At 47.0% G+C, this 14,201-nt stretch carries 16 protein-coding genes and 1 tRNA gene; 16 read left to right on the top strand and 1 reads right to left on the bottom strand.

The window, feature by feature from the left end; translation table 11 throughout:
- The first annotated feature begins 168 nt into the window (after nt 1–168).
- The 5 genes from pnp (at nt 169) to ICN24_RS08665 (ending at nt 4,655) form a co-directional block, all read left to right on the top strand.
- Nucleotides 169–2,334, top strand: a complete 2,166-nt coding sequence (gene pnp / locus ICN24_RS08685) for a polyribonucleotide nucleotidyltransferase (protein ID WP_216223002.1) — start codon at nt 169–171, stop codon at nt 2,332–2,334.
- 21 nt (nt 2,335–2,355) lie between these two features.
- The gene (locus ICN24_RS08680; RefSeq protein ID WP_216223000.1) at nt 2,356–3,354 is read left to right on the top strand and encodes an NAD(P)H-quinone oxidoreductase; all 999 of its coding nucleotides are present in this window, start codon (nt 2,356–2,358) and stop codon (nt 3,352–3,354) included.
- Between the two features lie 4 nt (nt 3,355–3,358).
- Nucleotides 3,359–4,117, top strand: a complete 759-nt coding sequence (tpiA, locus tag ICN24_RS08675; protein ID WP_216222998.1) for a triose-phosphate isomerase — start codon at nt 3,359–3,361, stop codon at nt 4,115–4,117.
- 22 nt (nt 4,118–4,139) lie between these two features.
- The gene (gene secG, locus ICN24_RS08670) at nt 4,140–4,484 is read left to right on the top strand and encodes a preprotein translocase subunit SecG (protein WP_216222996.1); all 345 of its coding nucleotides are present in this window, start codon (nt 4,140–4,142) and stop codon (nt 4,482–4,484) included.
- Between the two features lie 86 nt (nt 4,485–4,570).
- Nucleotides 4,571–4,655, top strand: a tRNA-Leu gene (locus ICN24_RS08665).
- Here ICN24_RS08665 and ICN24_RS08660 read toward each other — a convergent pair.
- Nucleotides 4,619–4,762 (bottom strand): hypothetical protein, encoded by a 144-nt coding sequence (locus ICN24_RS08660; RefSeq protein ID WP_216222994.1) that lies wholly within the window; start codon nt 4,760–4,762, stop codon nt 4,619–4,621. The two genes, ICN24_RS08665 and ICN24_RS08660, sit on opposite strands and share 37 nt — an antisense overlap.
- A gap of 1 nt (nt 4,763) precedes the next feature.
- On the opposite strand from ICN24_RS08660, the gene ICN24_RS08655 reads away from it, so the two are divergent.
- Genes ICN24_RS08655 through nuoK form a run of 11 tightly spaced genes read left to right on the top strand, consistent with a single transcriptional unit; the run spans nt 4,764 to nt 14,199 of the window.
- Nucleotides 4,764–5,123, top strand: coding sequence for an NADH-quinone oxidoreductase subunit A (locus ICN24_RS08655; RefSeq protein WP_068948474.1), 360 nt, complete (start codon nt 4,764–4,766; stop codon nt 5,121–5,123).
- Between the two features lie 5 nt (nt 5,124–5,128).
- A complete protein-coding gene (locus ICN24_RS08650; protein WP_011902891.1) occupies nt 5,129–5,611 on the top strand; it encodes an NADH-quinone oxidoreductase subunit B family protein in 483 nt (160 codons plus the stop codon).
- 3 nt (nt 5,612–5,614) lie between these two features.
- Nucleotides 5,615–6,214 carry an NADH-quinone oxidoreductase subunit C gene (locus tag ICN24_RS08645; RefSeq protein WP_216222992.1) on the top strand — a complete coding sequence of 200 codons (600 nt, stop codon included), beginning with the start codon at nt 5,615–5,617 and terminating at the stop codon, nt 6,212–6,214.
- Nucleotides 6,215–6,217: 3 nt separating this feature from the next.
- Entirely contained in the window at nt 6,218–7,471 is a 1,254-nt protein-coding gene (locus ICN24_RS08640; protein ID WP_216222991.1) for an NADH-quinone oxidoreductase subunit D, read from the top strand.
- Nucleotides 7,472–7,494: 23 nt separating this feature from the next.
- Nucleotides 7,495–8,001, top strand: coding sequence for an NADH-quinone oxidoreductase subunit NuoE (nuoE, locus tag ICN24_RS08635; RefSeq protein WP_216222989.1), 507 nt, complete (start codon nt 7,495–7,497; stop codon nt 7,999–8,001).
- Entirely contained in the window at nt 7,998–9,296 is a 1,299-nt protein-coding gene (gene nuoF, locus ICN24_RS08630) for an NADH-quinone oxidoreductase subunit NuoF (protein WP_216222988.1), read from the top strand. Before nuoE ends, nuoF begins: the two co-directional genes overlap by 4 nt.
- A gap of 31 nt (nt 9,297–9,327) precedes the next feature.
- Nucleotides 9,328–11,640: an NADH-quinone oxidoreductase subunit NuoG gene (gene nuoG / locus ICN24_RS08625; RefSeq protein ID WP_216222987.1), complete on the top strand. Its 2,313-nt coding sequence runs from the start codon at nt 9,328–9,330 to the stop codon at nt 11,638–11,640.
- Between the two features lie 8 nt (nt 11,641–11,648).
- Nucleotides 11,649–12,722 (top strand): NADH-quinone oxidoreductase subunit NuoH, encoded by a 1,074-nt coding sequence (nuoH, locus tag ICN24_RS08620; RefSeq protein ID WP_216222986.1) that lies wholly within the window; start codon nt 11,649–11,651, stop codon nt 12,720–12,722.
- 11 nt (nt 12,723–12,733) lie between these two features.
- Nucleotides 12,734–13,225, top strand: coding sequence for an NADH-quinone oxidoreductase subunit NuoI (gene nuoI / locus ICN24_RS08615; protein WP_216222985.1), 492 nt, complete (start codon nt 12,734–12,736; stop codon nt 13,223–13,225).
- Nucleotides 13,226–13,246: 21 nt separating this feature from the next.
- The gene (locus ICN24_RS08610) at nt 13,247–13,894 is read left to right on the top strand and encodes an NADH-quinone oxidoreductase subunit J (protein WP_216222977.1); all 648 of its coding nucleotides are present in this window, start codon (nt 13,247–13,249) and stop codon (nt 13,892–13,894) included.
- Entirely contained in the window at nt 13,891–14,199 is a 309-nt protein-coding gene (nuoK, locus tag ICN24_RS08605; RefSeq protein ID WP_215394215.1) for an NADH-quinone oxidoreductase subunit NuoK, read from the top strand. Before ICN24_RS08610 ends, nuoK begins: the two co-directional genes overlap by 4 nt.
- Nucleotides 14,200–14,201: the final 2 nt, after the last annotated feature.

Genomic DNA, 14,201 nt, shown 5'->3' with positions numbered 1-14,201 from the left:
GTAGGGGATCGTGTCATTCCAATGAGATTCTGGGTATTAGTCAGAGCCTCCCTGGAATGGCATCCCTTGTAATCCTAAATCGCTCCAGTGTTGTCGTGACACTGCTTTATCCCACGACAAGCGCAATGCCCATGTGGGTCTTGCGTGAACAATTTGGAGAAGATCAGAATGACTATGTTTAAAAAAGCAGTAAAGAGTTTTCAATGGGGCAACCACCAAGTAACAATGGAAACAGGCGAGATTGCTCGTCAAGCTGGTGGTGCCGTTATCGTTAACGTCGATGACACTGTAGTAATGGGCACTGTTGTTGCCTCGAAGTCTGCTAAGCCAGGTCAATCCTTTTTCCCATTGACTGTTGACTATCTTGAGAAGACTTATGCAGCAGGCAAGATTCCTGGCGGCTTCTTCCGCCGTGAAGGCCGCCCATCTGAAGGCGAGACATTAATCTCCCGTTTGATCGACCGTCCATTACGTCCTTTGTTCCCAGAGGGCTTTTTGAACGAAGTTCAGGTTGTTGTGCATGTGTTGTCTATCAACCCAGATGTTCCTTCTGATATTCCTGCATTGATCGCCGCTTCTGCAGCCTTGGCAGTTTCTGGTATTCCTTTTGCTGGTCCAGTTGGCGCAGCCCGTGTTGGTTACGCGAACGGTCAATATCTCTTGAACCCAACTCGCACAGAGCAAGCTACCAGCGAACTCGATTTGATCGTTGCGGGTACGCAAGCGGCAGTATTGATGGTTGAGTCTGAAGCAAATCAGTTGTCTGAAGAAGTGATGTTGGGCGCAGTAGTTTATGGTCACGACCAAATGCAAACAGCTATCAACGCAATCAATGATTTGGTGCGTGAAGCTGGCAAGCCAGAATGGGATTGGACTGCTGCTCCTAAGGATGAGCCATTTATCGCTAAGGTAACCGCTTTGGCTGAAGCACCATTGCGTGAGGCTTATCAGATTCGCCAAAAGGGCGCACGTTCAGACAAGCTCAAAGAAATTTCTAAAGAAGTAATGGCTAAGCTTGAGCAAGATGGGGAAGTTGATGCTGTTGCTGTTAGCGACATCATGTTTGAAATCGAGGCAAAGATTGTGCGTAGCCAGATTTTGAATGGTGAGCCACGTATTGATGGCCGTGATACCCGCACTGTTCGTCCGATTGAAATTCGTAATGGTGTATTGCCACGTACGCACGGTTCTGCATTATTTACTCGCGGTGAAACTCAAGCACTTGTTGTGGCTACATTAGGTACAGCGCGCGATGAGCAAATCATTGATGCGCTCGAAGGTGAATACCGCGATCGTTTTATGTTCCACTACAACATGCCTCCGTTTGCCACTGGTGAAACAGGTCGTGTAGGTAGCCCTAAGCGTCGTGAAATTGGTCACGGTCGTTTGGCTAAACGTGCATTGATTCCAGTATTGCCAAGCCCAGAAGATTTTGCATACAGCATCCGCGTTGTTTCAGAAATTACTGAGTCAAATGGTTCATCCTCAATGGCCTCTGTTTGTGGCGGCTGCCTTGCAATGATGGATGCTGGTGTTCCAGTTAAGGCACACGTTGCTGGTGTAGCCATGGGCTTGATTCTTGATGGCAATCGCTTTGCTGTGTTGACAGACATCTTGGGTGACGAAGATCACCTCGGGGATATGGACTTCAAAGTAGCGGGTACCGCCAATGGTATTACTGCTTTGCAAATGGACATTAAAGTTCAAGGCATTACAAAAGAAATTATGCAAGTGGCTTTGGCGCAAGCTAAAGAAGGACGCTTGCACATCTTGAGCAAAATGCAAGAAGCAATGGGTTCAGTGCGTACAGAATTGTCAGCACACGCTCCACGGATGGTTTCCTTCAAGATTCATCCAGACAAGATTCGTGAAGTCATCGGTAAGGGTGGCGCAACCATCCAGGCCTTGACCAAAGAAACTGGTTGCAGCATTGACATTAAAGATGACGGCACTGTAACAATCGCCTCTACCAGCGCTGAAGGTATGGCTGAAGCAAAGGCCCGTATCGAAGGCATTACTGCTGAAGCTGAAGTAGGCAAGATCTATGAAGGCCCAGTAGTCAAGTTGCTCGAATTCGGCGCCTTGGTAAACATTCTTCCTGGTAAAGATGGTCTCTTGCATATCTCTGAGATTTCCAATGAGCGTGTAAAAGAAGTGAAAGATTATTTGGCGGAAGGCCAAGTAGTTCGCGTGAAATTGTTGGCTGCTGATGAGCGTGGACGTTTGCGCTTGTCTTTGAAGGCTGCAATGGCTGATGAAGGCGGCACGATCGCTCCGTTAGCTGGTGCTGATGCATCTGCTGAGGCTGCTCCTGCAACTGACGAAACAGCTTAAGCTGCATAGCAGGAGTTTTCGATGCGCGTAATTGAAATTAAAGAGTTTGGTGCACCAGAAATGCTGGTGCCCAACACTCGTCCTGATCCAGCGGTTCCGACTGCTGGCAGTGGCGAGGTATTGATTAAGGTGTTGGCTGCCGGAATTAATCGTCCGGACGTATTGCAACGCAAAGGTCATTACCCAGTTCCTGCAGGTGCATCGGACATTCCTGGTCTTGAGGTTGCCGGCGAAATTATTGGTGGTGACTTGGCTCATGCTGACAACGCATTAGGTTTAAAGATTGGCGATAAAGTCTGTGCTTTAGTGCAAGGCGGGGGTTACGCCGATCTTTGTACCGCTCCAGTTGCGCAGTGCTTGCCTTATCCAAAAGGATTTTCTGATTTAGAAGCAGCAGCTCTTCCTGAAACTTTTTATACCGTTTGGAGCAATGTCTTCATGCGGGGCCAATTGTCTGAAGGTGAAACGTTGTTGGTGCAGGGCGGCTCAAGCGGAATTGGTGTTACTGCAATTTTGATTGCAAAAGCTATGGGTCATAAGGTGTTTGTCACTGCTGGTAGCGATGAGAAATGCGCTGCCTGTCTGAAGTTAGGTGCTGATTTGGCAATTAACTATAAGACGCAAGATTTTGTCGAGGAAGTTAAAAAGGCAACTGACGGCAAAGGTGTCAATGTCATTTTAGATATGGTTACCGGTGAATATGTGCAACGCGAAATCGACTGCCTTGCAGATGATGGCCGTATTGTGATCATTGCGATTCAGGGCGGCTCTAAAGCAGAAGTGAGTACCAATCAGATTTTACGTCGTCGCTTAACGATTACTGGCTCGACATTGCGTCCACGCCCAGTGTCTTTTAAGAAACAAATTACCAAGCAGTTGTATGACCACGTTTGGCCAATGCTCAACGCAGGCCAACTCAAGCCAGTCATTTATAAAACTTTTACGCTCGATCAGGCTGCTGATGCCCATCGCTTGATGGAATCTTCTGAGCATGTGGGCAAAATTGTTTTAACGGTCTAATTACATGCGTCCACTTATTGTTATTGGCAATTGGAAAATGCATGGCAGTCTTGCAAGCAATCAAGATTGGTTGAAGTCCGTTGCTCGTGGCATGCAAAGCGGGATGCCCGCTGGACGTAAGTTTGCTATTTGTCCACCATTTGCCTACTTAGCGCAATGTGGCAGTTTAATTAAAGAACATGCCATCGCATTTCTGAGCTTAGGTGCGCAGGATGTCTCTTCTCAAGGCTCTGGCGCATATACCGGCGAGGTTAGTGCTGCCATGCTCAAAGAGCTTGGATGCCAATACGTCATCGTAGGTCATTCTGAACGTCGTCAATTGCATCACGAGGTGGATGAGGTGGTTGCGGCCAAGGCATTACAGGTGCTCGATAGTGGTATGACCCCTGTGATTTGCGTTGGTGAAACAGCCGATGAACGTAACTCTGGCAGGGCCGAGGAGATTGTTTGTGCCCAGGTAGCAAAGCAAGTTTCGGTCTTGCAAGATCGCCTGGCCGATTGTTTGATTGCTTACGAGCCTGTATGGGCAATTGGCACTGGTAAGGTAGCTAGCGCTCAAGTCGCGCAAGATATGCATCGCGCTATTCGCCTTCGTTTGGCCGAGTTTGATGAGGATGTTGCCTCACACGTGGGAATTTTGTATGGCGGCAGTGTCAAGCCTGACAATGCCGTCGAGTTGTTTGCGATGCCAGATATTGATGGTGGATTAGTGGGGGGCGCTTCTTTAAATCCCCAAGATTTTCTAGCCATCTGTCAGGCATAGATTTTTTATTTGGAGATACGCCATGGAATGGTTTAAGACTTTATTGATCGTATTGCAGGTAATTTCAGCTTTGGCTGTCATTTTGTTAGTCTTGCTTCAGCAAGGTAAGGGTGCTGATATGGGTGCAGCTTTTGGCTCTGGAGCCTCAGGAAGCTTATTTGGCGCCAGCGGTTCTGCTAACTTCCTGTCCCATACAACGGCTATTTTTGCCGCAATTTTCTTCATTTGCACTCTTGGTATTACCTGGGTTGGTAATAAGAAGGAAGTAAGCCCCGGCGTTCTTTCTGGAACGGTTGCCCCTGCAGCGGCGCCAGCTGCTCCTGTGGCCCCGGCCCAAGATCCAAGCAAACCAGCTGTTCCTAAGTAAAAAAGTAGGTTTTTACGTATTTGTCTGCCCTATTTTTGGGGTGGTTCAGTGGTGCAATGCAGTAGAATTGACAAGTTTTGCAAGATGCCGACGTGGTGAAATTGGTAGACACGCTATCTTGAGGGGGTAGTGGCTTAGGCTGTGCGAGTTCGAGTCTCGCCGTCGGCACCAAAATGCAGAATTTGTAAGGGTTTTTGCTCTAAATCAATGCTGTTTGTAGTGGAATAATTAATATTTGCTGCTTTAGAAGATTTACCAGACGAACGACTCAGGACCATTTTGAATCTCGCTAATTACTTTCCTGTTCTCCTTTTTATCCTCGTAGGCATTGGGGTGGGTTTAGTCCCCATGTTCCTCGGAAAAATTCTGGCCCCATCAAAACCTGATGCGGAAAAACTCTCTCCGTATGAGTGCGGTTTTGAGGCCTTTGAAGATGCACGTATGAAGTTCGACGTGCGTTACTACCTAATTGCCATCCTCTTTATTTTATTTGACCTAGAAACCGCCTTTCTATTCCCATGGGGTGTAGCGCTGCGTGACTTGGGTTGGTTTGGCTACGCCTCTATGGTGATCTTCCTCCTGGAATTCATTGTGGGATTTGTATATATCTGGAAAAAGGGCGCTCTCGACTGGGAGTGATCGATATGGCATTAGAAGGCGTTCTCAAAGAAGGATTTGTTACCACGACTGCAGACCAGTTAATTAACTGGACGCGCAATGGTTCTTTATGGCCAATGACCTTTGGTCTGGCTTGCTGTGCGGTTGAGATGATGCATGCTGGCGCTTCCCGTTATGACTTAGACCGTTTTGGTGTTGTTTTCCGTCCATCCCCACGTCAGTCTGACTTAATGATTGTTGCTGGTACGCTCTGCAACAAAATGGCTCCCGCTTTGCGTAAGGTCTATGACCAAATGCCTGAGCCACGTTGGGTAATCTCGATGGGTTCGTGTGCCAATGGTGGTGGTTATTACCATAACTCTTATTCAGTTGTTCGCGGCTGTGACCGCATCGTGCCAGTCGATATTTATGTACCTGGCTGTCCTCCAACTGCAGAAGCATTGATCTACGGAATCATTCAGTTGCAATCCAAGATCGCTCGCACAAGTACGATTGCGCGGAAGGCTTAAGTTATGTCAGATCGTTTAGTTCAATTAGCCGCTAACCTCGAAAAAGTATTGGGTAAGCGCGCCCAATCGATTGAGGTTGCTCTGGGTGAAGTCACCGTTGTTGTCAATGCGGACACTTATCACGAATCCGCATTGTTATTGCGCGATGATCCTTTATTGGCCTTTGAGCAATTGATTGATTTATGTGGCGTTGATTATCAAGATTTTCGTGATGGTGCTTGGGGTGGACAGCGTTTTGCAGTTGTCAGCCATCTGCTTTCTTTGCAGCATAACTGGCGTTTGCGCGTTCGCGTATTTGCACCGGACGATAGCTATCCACTTGTAGCGTCGATTACTCCCGTTTGGAATTCAGCAAACTGGTTTGAGCGTGAAGCGTTTGATCTTTACGGCATCATCTTCGAAGGTCATGAAGACTTACGCCGCATTTTGACTGACTATGGTTTCATTGGTCACCCGTTCAGAAAAGATTTCCCAATTAGTGGCAATGTTGAAATGCGTTATGACCCAGAGTTAAAGCGTGTCGTGTATCAGCCTGTCACGATCGAAGCACGCGAGATTACTCCGCGCATTGTTCGCGAAGAGCAGTACGGAGGCTCTGTTTAAGTCATGGCAAAAATTAAGAACTACACCCTCAATTTTGGCCCTCAGCATCCTGCGGCTCACGGCGTATTGCGTCTAGTGCTTGAGCTTGATGGTGAGGTGATACAGCGTGCCGATCCGCATATTGGTTTATTGCATCGCGCGACAGAAAAGTTAGCTGAAACTCGTACGTGGATTCAAAACGTGCCTTATATGGATCGTCTGGACTACGTGTCCATGATGTCTAACGAGCATGCTTACGTATTGGCAATTGAGAAGTTGCTCCAAGTAGATGTTCCATTACGTGCTCAGTACATCCGCGTTATGTACGACGAACTCACTCGTTTATTGAACCATTTACTTTGGATTGGCTGTCACGGTCTTGACGTTGGTGCGATGGCTGTGTTCTTGTACGCCTTCCGCGACCGCGAAGATATTTTTGATATGTACGAGGCTGTTTCTGGCGCCCGTATGCATGCTGCTTACTATCGCCCAGGCGGCGTTTATCGTGACTTGCCGGAGCAAATGGCTCAGTACAGCAAGTCCAAGATTCGTAGTGCCTCTGCAATCAAACGTTTAAATGAAAATCGTAGCGGCACTTTGCTCGACTTTGTTGAGCAGTTTTCGAACGGCTTTGATGCGAACGTGGACGAGTATTGCAACCTATTGACGGATAACCGTATTTGGAAGCAGCGCTTAGTGAATATTGGCATCGTGACTCCTGAGCGCGCCTTGCAATTGGGCTTCACCGGTCCGATGTTGCGTGGTTCAGGCATTGAGTGGGATTTGCGTAAGAAGCAACCTTACGAAGTCTATGACCGTCTCGACTTTGATATCCCGGTAGGCGTTAATGGTGACTCCTATGATCGCTACTTGGTTCGTATGGAAGAGATGCGCCAATCCAATCGCATCATCAAACAGTGCGTAGCCTGGCTAAAAGCGAATCCAGGTCCTGTGATGAGTGACAACCATAAGGTTTCTCCACCAAAGCGTGTGGATATGAAAACCAATATGGAAGAACTCATTCACCACTTCAAACTGTTTACCGAAGGTATTCATGTACCCGATGGTGAGGCTTACTCAGCAGTTGAGCATCCAAAAGGTGAGTTCGGTATTTATCTAATTTCGGATGGCGCCAATAAGCCATACCGCATGAAGATTCGTGCTCCTGGCTTTGTCCATTTATCTGCAATGGATGAGATGTCACGTGGCCATATGTTGGCTGATGCGGTAACCATTATTGGTACGCAGGATATTGTGTTCGGGGAGATTGACCGCTAATTGAGCGTGCCAAGGATTATTTAATGACTACAACTCTTCAACTATCCGACAAAACGCTGGCAGATATTGCCCGTAACGTCGCTAAATATCCACCAGAGCAAAAGCAATCTGCTGTGATGGCTTCTTTGATTGCCGCCCAAACTGAAGTGGGTTGGGTTTCGCCGGAAGTGATTGCTACTGTTGCTCAAATTTTAGAAATGCCAACGATCGCTGTTGAGGAAGTGGCCACTTTCTACAACATGTACAACACCAAGCCAATTGGTAAGTACAAGCTGGTAATCTGCACTAATTTGCCCTGCCAGTTGACTCATGGTGAGACAGCAGCTAACTACCTAAAAGAAACTTTAGGTATTGGCTTTAATGAAACAACTTCCTGTGGCACATTTACCTTGAAAGAGGGTGAGTGCATGGGCGCATGCGGTGATTCACCAGTAATGCTGGTGAATGACAAGCGTATGTGTAGCTTTATGAGCAAAGAAAAAATTGATTCACTGTTAAGTGAACTCCGTGCAGAAGGGAAGGCAGCATGACCAGCTTGCACGATCGTCATATCAAACCACTGATCCTCGCAGGATTAAATGGTGATAACTGGCGTCTAAAGGATTACGAAAGTCGTGGTGGTTATCAACAGTTGCGTCGCTTGATCAATGACAAGGTTGCGCCTGATGCCATCATTGCTGAATTGAAGGCGTCTTCATTACGCGGTCGCGGAGGCGCAGGCTTTCCGACTGGATTGAAGTGGAGCTTCATGCCACGACAGTTCCCCGGGCAAAAGTATTTAGTCTGTAACAGCGACGAAGGTGAACCAGGTACATTTAAAGACCGCGACATCATGCGTTACAACCCGCATGCTTTGATTGAAGGCATGATTATTGGTGCCTACACTATGGGCATCACTGCGGGCTACAACTATATCCATGGTGAAATTTGGGAAGTCTATTCTCGCTTCGAAGAAGCGTTGGAAGAGGCCAGAGCGGCCGGATATTTAGGCGATAAGATTTTAGGTAGCGACTTCTCCTTCCAATTGCACGCAGCTCCAGGTTGGGGTGCTTATATTTGCGGCGAAGAAACAGCTTTGCTGGAGTCTTTAGAGGGTAAAAAGGGTCAGCCACGCTTTAAGCCACCTTTCCCTGCAAGCTTTGGTTTGTATGGCAAACCTACAACGATCAACAATACTGAGACCTTTGCTGCTGTGCCATTTATTTTGGCGATTGGCGGTCAAGCATACTTGGATTTAGGTAAGCCGAACAACGGCGGAACCAAAATTTTCTCTGTCTCTGGTGATGTAGTGCATCCAGGTAACTATGAAATTCCGTTGGGCACTCCATTTGCTGAGCTACTGAAATTAGCAGGCGGTATGCGCGATGGCAAAGCATTAAAAGCAGTTATTCCAGGCGGATCATCTGCACCGGTTATTCCTGGTGCGCAAATGATGGATCTCACAATGGACTATGACAGCATTGCCAAAGCTGGCTCTATGCTGGGTTCTGGTGCGGTAATCGTCATGAATGAAACGCGCTGCATGGTTCGTGCACTAGAGCGTTTGTCTTATTTCTATCACGAAGAATCCTGCGGTCAGTGCACCCCATGCCGCGAGGGCACCGGTTGGTTGTGGCGCATTGTTCATCGCATTGAGCATGGCCAAGGTCGCCCAGAAGATTTAGATTTGCTCAATGATGTGGCTGCCAATATTCAGGGACGTACGATTTGCGCCCTGGGTGATGCTGCTGCAATGCCAGTACGTGGCATGTTGAAGCATTACATGGACGAATTTGCGTATCACGTAGAACATAAGCGCTGCTTAGATTCTGCTAAACCTTTATAAGTTATTGAGCACGGGACATCTTAAAGTGAGCATGGTTGAAATCGAATTAGATGGTAAGACGGTAGAAGTTCCGCAAGGTTCGATGGTGATGCACGCCGCGAACAAGCTCGGCACATACGTACCTCACTTTTGCTACCACAAGAAATTATCTATCGCTGCAAATTGCCGTATGTGCTTGGTAGAGGTTGAGAAAGCGCCTAAACCTTTGCCCGCATGCGCAACACCAGTGACACAGGGCATGAAAGTATTTACGCATTCAGCAAAAGCAGTTGAAGCGCAACGCTCTGTAATGGAGTTCTTGTTGATTAACCATCCCTTGGATTGCCCAATCTGCGATCAAGGTGGCGAGTGTCAATTACAAGATTTGGCAGTGGGTTACGGTAAATCCAATTCACGCTATGAAGAAGAAAAGCGTGTCGTTTTCCATAAGAATGTCGGTCCTTTGATTTCAATGCAGGAGATGAGTCGCTGCATTCACTGTACTCGCTGTGTACGCTTTGGTCAGGAAGTTGCTGGTGTCATGGAATTGGGCATGATTAACCGAGGTGAGCACTCTGAAATCACCACCTTTGTGGGTCAAACAGTAGATTCCGAATTGTCGGGCAACATGATTGACTTGTGCCCAGTTGGTGCTTTAACTAGCAAACCTTTCCGCTACGGTGCTCGCACCTGGGAATTGGGTCGTAAGCGTTCTGTCAGTCCTCACGATAGCTTAGGTGCCAACACAACTGTACAAACTAAGGCCAATCAAGTTTTACGTGTGGTTGCCTTAGAAAATGAAGCTGTGAATGAATGCTGGATTAGTGACCGTGATCGCTTTTCCTATGAGGGATTAAATAGCGCCGACCGCATCACTACACCTATGGTCAAGCAGGGTGGTCAATGGCTTGAGACTGATTGGCAGTCTGCATTGGACTATGTAGCACATTCGCTCAAAACCATTGCTGCTGAAAGCGGTGTTGAATCAATTGGTGCTTTGGCCCATCCGATTAGCAGCACAGAAGAATTACACCTGTTGCAAAAAATAGTTCGCGGCTTAGGTTCACAGCAAGTGGAGACTCGCTTGCGTCAGACTGATGTGGCTGGCTCTCCATCCGCCCCATGGCTTGGCATGCCAATTACCAAATTAAGCGAGTTGGATCGTGTGCTAGTAGTGGGTAGCTTCTTACGTAAAGATCAGCCTATTATTGCTGCGCGTCTTCGCACTGCCGCCAAGCGTGGTTTGCAAGTAAGCCGTATTGATGCTGGCGGAGATGATTGGCTAATTCCTGCTAGCAGTGTAGCTGCCGCTCCTAGCGCATGGATTCATGCATTAAGTGAAGTTGCTCTTGCGGTAGCTAAGGCCAAGTCCGTGACTGCTCCTGCAGGAACTCCGAATGTGAATATCTCTGTAGCTTCACAGAAAATTGCTGATAGCTTGCTTTCTGGAACATCAACAGCGGTATTGTTAGGATCCGCGGCAATTGCCCATCCTCATTCTTCTGATTTGCAAGTGCTCGCGCAATTCATTGCAGCGCAGACAGGTGCAAGCTTTGGTTTCTTGCCGGTTGGTGGCAATGCGGTTGGCGCATCTCTAGTCAATGCCAATGGTGCTGGAGTGAATTCATTTCTATCAGGTGATCGCCGTGCTGTTATTTTGATGAATATTGATCCAGATTCTGACTTGCCTAATCCACAGCAAGCACGTGCTGCCTTAGCAAAAGCTAATACCGTAATCGCGCTCAGCGCATTTAAGTCGCCAGATCTTCTTGAAGTGGCTGATGTCATTTTGCCGATCACTCCATTTACAGAAACAGTCTCTACTTTTGTCAATGCCGAAGGTAGAGCGCAAACAATTCAGCCTGCGGTCAAGCCTTTAGGTGATTCTCGTCCGGGATGGAAAGTGTTGCGTGTGCTCGGTGGTTTATTGAACCTCGACGGTTTCCTCTATAACTTACCTGAAGAGGTGTTGGGTGAAGCCTTGGGTGATAACTATTGCACCCGTTTGAGCAATCAACCCATTGCAAACGCGATCTCAAGTGCTAACGCTGCAAGCGCTGGTCTAGAGCGCTTATCCGATGTGAACATCTATGCTGGGGATCAAATCGTACGGAGATCTTCTGCATTGCAATTAACTCGCGATGCAAAACGTGGAAATCAAGTGGGTCTAGGTCAGAAATTATTCGCAGAATTAGGCTTGAAAGAGGGTGATCTAGTGTGCGTTACTCAAGATGCCCAATCTGTTCAATTGCCTGCAACCTTAGAAGTGAATTTAGCGCCTGGTGTTGTCAGAGTTTCTGCTGGTACTGTGGCAAGTGCGAAATTAGGATCCATGTTTGGTCCTGTAACTGTTAGCAAGTCATAAGGGACGAGATGGATAATTTCTTGAACCTCATTACCACCCAAGGCGAAGCTATTTTCGGATCCTTGTGGCCATTGGTTTGGGCTTTAGTTCGAATCGTGATCATCGTATTGCCTATGTTCGGTTGCGTTGCGTACTTGACTCTCTGGGAGCGTAAGCTCATTGGCTGGATGCATATCCGTCTTGGACCTAATCGTGTTGGTCCATTGGGCTTATTGCAGCCAATTGCTGATGCTTTGAAGTTGCTGATGAAAGAAATCATTTCGCCAACTCAAGCCAGCAAAGTGCTGTACTTCATTGCGCCGGTCATGGTAATTGCCCCTGCGTTTGCAGCATGGGCAGTGATTCCCTTTCAGGCAAAGATGGTTTTGGCTGATGTCAATGCTGGCCTTTTGTACATCATGGCCATTTCGTCGATTGGTGTTTACGGCGTCATCTTGGCAGGCTGGTCCTCAAATTCAAAGTATCCATTTTTAGGAGCAATGCGCGCCTCAGCTCAGATGATTTCGTATGAAATTGCCATGGGCTTTGCTTTGGTTACAGTGCTATTGACATCTGGTTCTTTGAATCTGAGTGCTATTGTTGCTTCGCAAGAGCACGGCTACTTTGCGCATATGGGCCTCAATTTCCTCTCTTGGAATTGGTTACCTCTATTGCCGATGTTCTTGATCTACTTCATTTCCGGTGTAGCGGAAACAAACCGTCATCCATTTGACGTAGTAGAAGGGGAGTCTGAGATTGTTGCAGGCCATATGGTCGAGTACTCAGGTATGTCTTTTGCTATGTTCTTCTTGGCTGAATATGCCAATATGATTTTGATTGCTGCCGTTGCTTCAATCATGTTCTTGGGCGGATGGCTGCCAATCGTTGATTTACCAATCTTGCGCGAAATTCCTGGTTTCTTCTGGCTGTTTGGTAAAACTTTCTTCTTGCTCTCTTGTGTTATCTGGTTGCGCGCAACATTGCCGCGCTATCGTTATGACCAAATCATGCGCTTGGGCTGGAAAATCTTTATCCCCATCTCCGTATTCTGGGTGGTCGTTATCGGCGCATGGGTAGTTTCTCCATGGAATATTTGGAAATAAGTTGATCAATCATGTTTAAGAAAATTTCCCAATTCCTCGATAGCTTGATGCTTAGAGATATCTTGACCGGCATGTCTATTACTGGTCGCTATCTGTTTAAGCCAAAGATTACTGTTCAATATCCTGAAGAAAAAACCCCTTTATCTAATCGTTTTCGCGGATTGCATGCTCTACGTCGTTATGAAAATGGTGAAGAGCGTTGTATCGGTTGTAAGTTATGTGAAGCAGTTTGTCCTGCTTATGCGATCACAATCGAAACGGCTGAGCGTGATGACGGAACACGTCGCACAACTCGCTATGACATTGACTTAACCAAATGTATTTTCTGCGGCTTCTGTGAAGAGGCTTGTCCAGTTGACGCTATCGTTGAAACCAATATTTTTGAGTATTTCGGTGATAAACGTGGCGATCTCTACTTTACAAAAGAAATGCTTTTGGCTGTAGGCGATAAGTATGAAAAAGATATTGCCAAGAACCGCGCGATTGATGCGCCTTATCGCTAATCGAATAAAGAACCAATCTATATGACATTCGATCCATCTACATTATTTGCTGCGTTCTTCTACGGCTTTGCAGGCTTGCTAGTCATTTCTGCCTTGCGCGTGATTACCGCTCGCAATCCTGTCCATGCAGCGCTCTTTTTAGTGCTTGCATTCTTCTGTGCCTCTGGTCTTTGGATGTTGCTCAAAGCAGAGTTCTTGAGCTTGGCACTGATCCTGGTTTATGTTGGCGCCGTCATGGTCTTGTTCTTATTTGTGGTCATGATGCTAGATCTAGATTTAGAACATTTACGCCGTGACTTCAAAAAATTCTTGCCGGTGGCCTTCTTAATGGGTGCGGTGATCGTCTTAGAGCTATCGATTGTGATCATTCGTAGCTTTATTGGCACCAATGCTCCGGTTCAGCCGATGCCGGAAGAGGTTATGGCTAACAACACCCAGGCCTTGGGTATGTTGATCTTTGGCGATTACGTATATGCTTTCGAAGTTGCTGGTGTCATTTTGCTTGTAGCGATTATTGCCGCTGTAGCCCTGACATTGCGCAATCGCAAAGATTCCAAATCTCAGAATATTCATGAGCAAGTGAACGTTATTGCAGCTGATCGCATGCGCATTGTCAAAATGGGGTCTGATATGGCTGCCAAGCAAGATATTAGAGGAGAGAAAAAATGAGTATTACTCTCGCTCACTACTTAGTATTAAGCGCAATTTTATTTGCAACCAGCGTCATTGGGATTTTCTTAAACCGCAAGAATGTCATCGTGTTGCTGATGGCAATCGAATTAATGTTGTTGTCGGTCAACATGAACTTTGTTGCCTTCTCACATTATTTGGGAGATATGGCTGGTCAAGTATTCGTATTCTTTATTCTGACAGTGGCAGCAGCAGAAGCAGCTATTGGTTTGGCAATTTTGGTAGTGCTCTTCCGTAAGGTTGACACCATTAATGCCGAAGATCTAGACCACCTTAAAGGCTAGTC

This window comes from Polynucleobacter sp. UK-Kesae-W10 (assembly GCF_018881575.1).
Lineage (GTDB): Bacteria > Pseudomonadota > Gammaproteobacteria > Burkholderiales > Burkholderiaceae > Polynucleobacter.
Note: the sequence above shows the minus strand (reverse complement) of the source record. Positions and strands in the feature narration are given on the sequence as shown.

What these genes read in the sequence shown, in the direction of transcription:
- nuoH (WP_216222986.1), top strand. Translation starts at nt 11,649, where the DNA reads ATGGATAATTTCTTGAACCTCATTACCACCCAAGGCGAAGCTATTTTC.
- nuoI (WP_216222985.1), top strand. Translation starts at nt 12,734, where the DNA reads ATGTTTAAGAAAATTTCCCAATTCCTCGATAGCTTGATGCTTAGAGAT.
- nuoG (WP_216222987.1), top strand. Translation starts at nt 9,328, where the DNA reads ATGGTTGAAATCGAATTAGATGGTAAGACGGTAGAAGTTCCGCAAGGT.
- nuoF (WP_216222988.1), top strand. Translation starts at nt 7,998, where the DNA reads ATGACCAGCTTGCACGATCGTCATATCAAACCACTGATCCTCGCAGGA.
- ICN24_RS08650 (WP_011902891.1), top strand. Translation starts at nt 5,129, where the DNA reads ATGGCATTAGAAGGCGTTCTCAAAGAAGGATTTGTTACCACGACTGCA.
- ICN24_RS08610 (WP_216222977.1), top strand. Translation starts at nt 13,247, where the DNA reads ATGACATTCGATCCATCTACATTATTTGCTGCGTTCTTCTACGGCTTT.
- nuoE (WP_216222989.1), top strand. Translation starts at nt 7,495, where the DNA reads ATGACTACAACTCTTCAACTATCCGACAAAACGCTGGCAGATATTGCC.
- nuoK (WP_215394215.1), top strand. Translation starts at nt 13,891, where the DNA reads ATGAGTATTACTCTCGCTCACTACTTAGTATTAAGCGCAATTTTATTT.
- tpiA (WP_216222998.1), top strand. Translation starts at nt 3,359, where the DNA reads ATGCGTCCACTTATTGTTATTGGCAATTGGAAAATGCATGGCAGTCTT.
- secG (WP_216222996.1), top strand. Translation starts at nt 4,140, where the DNA reads ATGGAATGGTTTAAGACTTTATTGATCGTATTGCAGGTAATTTCAGCT.
- ICN24_RS08640 (WP_216222991.1), top strand. Translation starts at nt 6,218, where the DNA reads ATGGCAAAAATTAAGAACTACACCCTCAATTTTGGCCCTCAGCATCCT.
- ICN24_RS08680 (WP_216223000.1), top strand. Translation starts at nt 2,356, where the DNA reads ATGCGCGTAATTGAAATTAAAGAGTTTGGTGCACCAGAAATGCTGGTG.
- ICN24_RS08660 (WP_216222994.1), bottom strand. Translation starts at nt 4,762, where the DNA reads ATGGTCCTGAGTCGTTCGTCTGGTAAATCTTCTAAAGCAGCAAATATT.
- pnp (WP_216223002.1), top strand. Translation starts at nt 169, where the DNA reads ATGACTATGTTTAAAAAAGCAGTAAAGAGTTTTCAATGGGGCAACCAC.
- ICN24_RS08645 (WP_216222992.1), top strand. Translation starts at nt 5,615, where the DNA reads ATGTCAGATCGTTTAGTTCAATTAGCCGCTAACCTCGAAAAAGTATTG.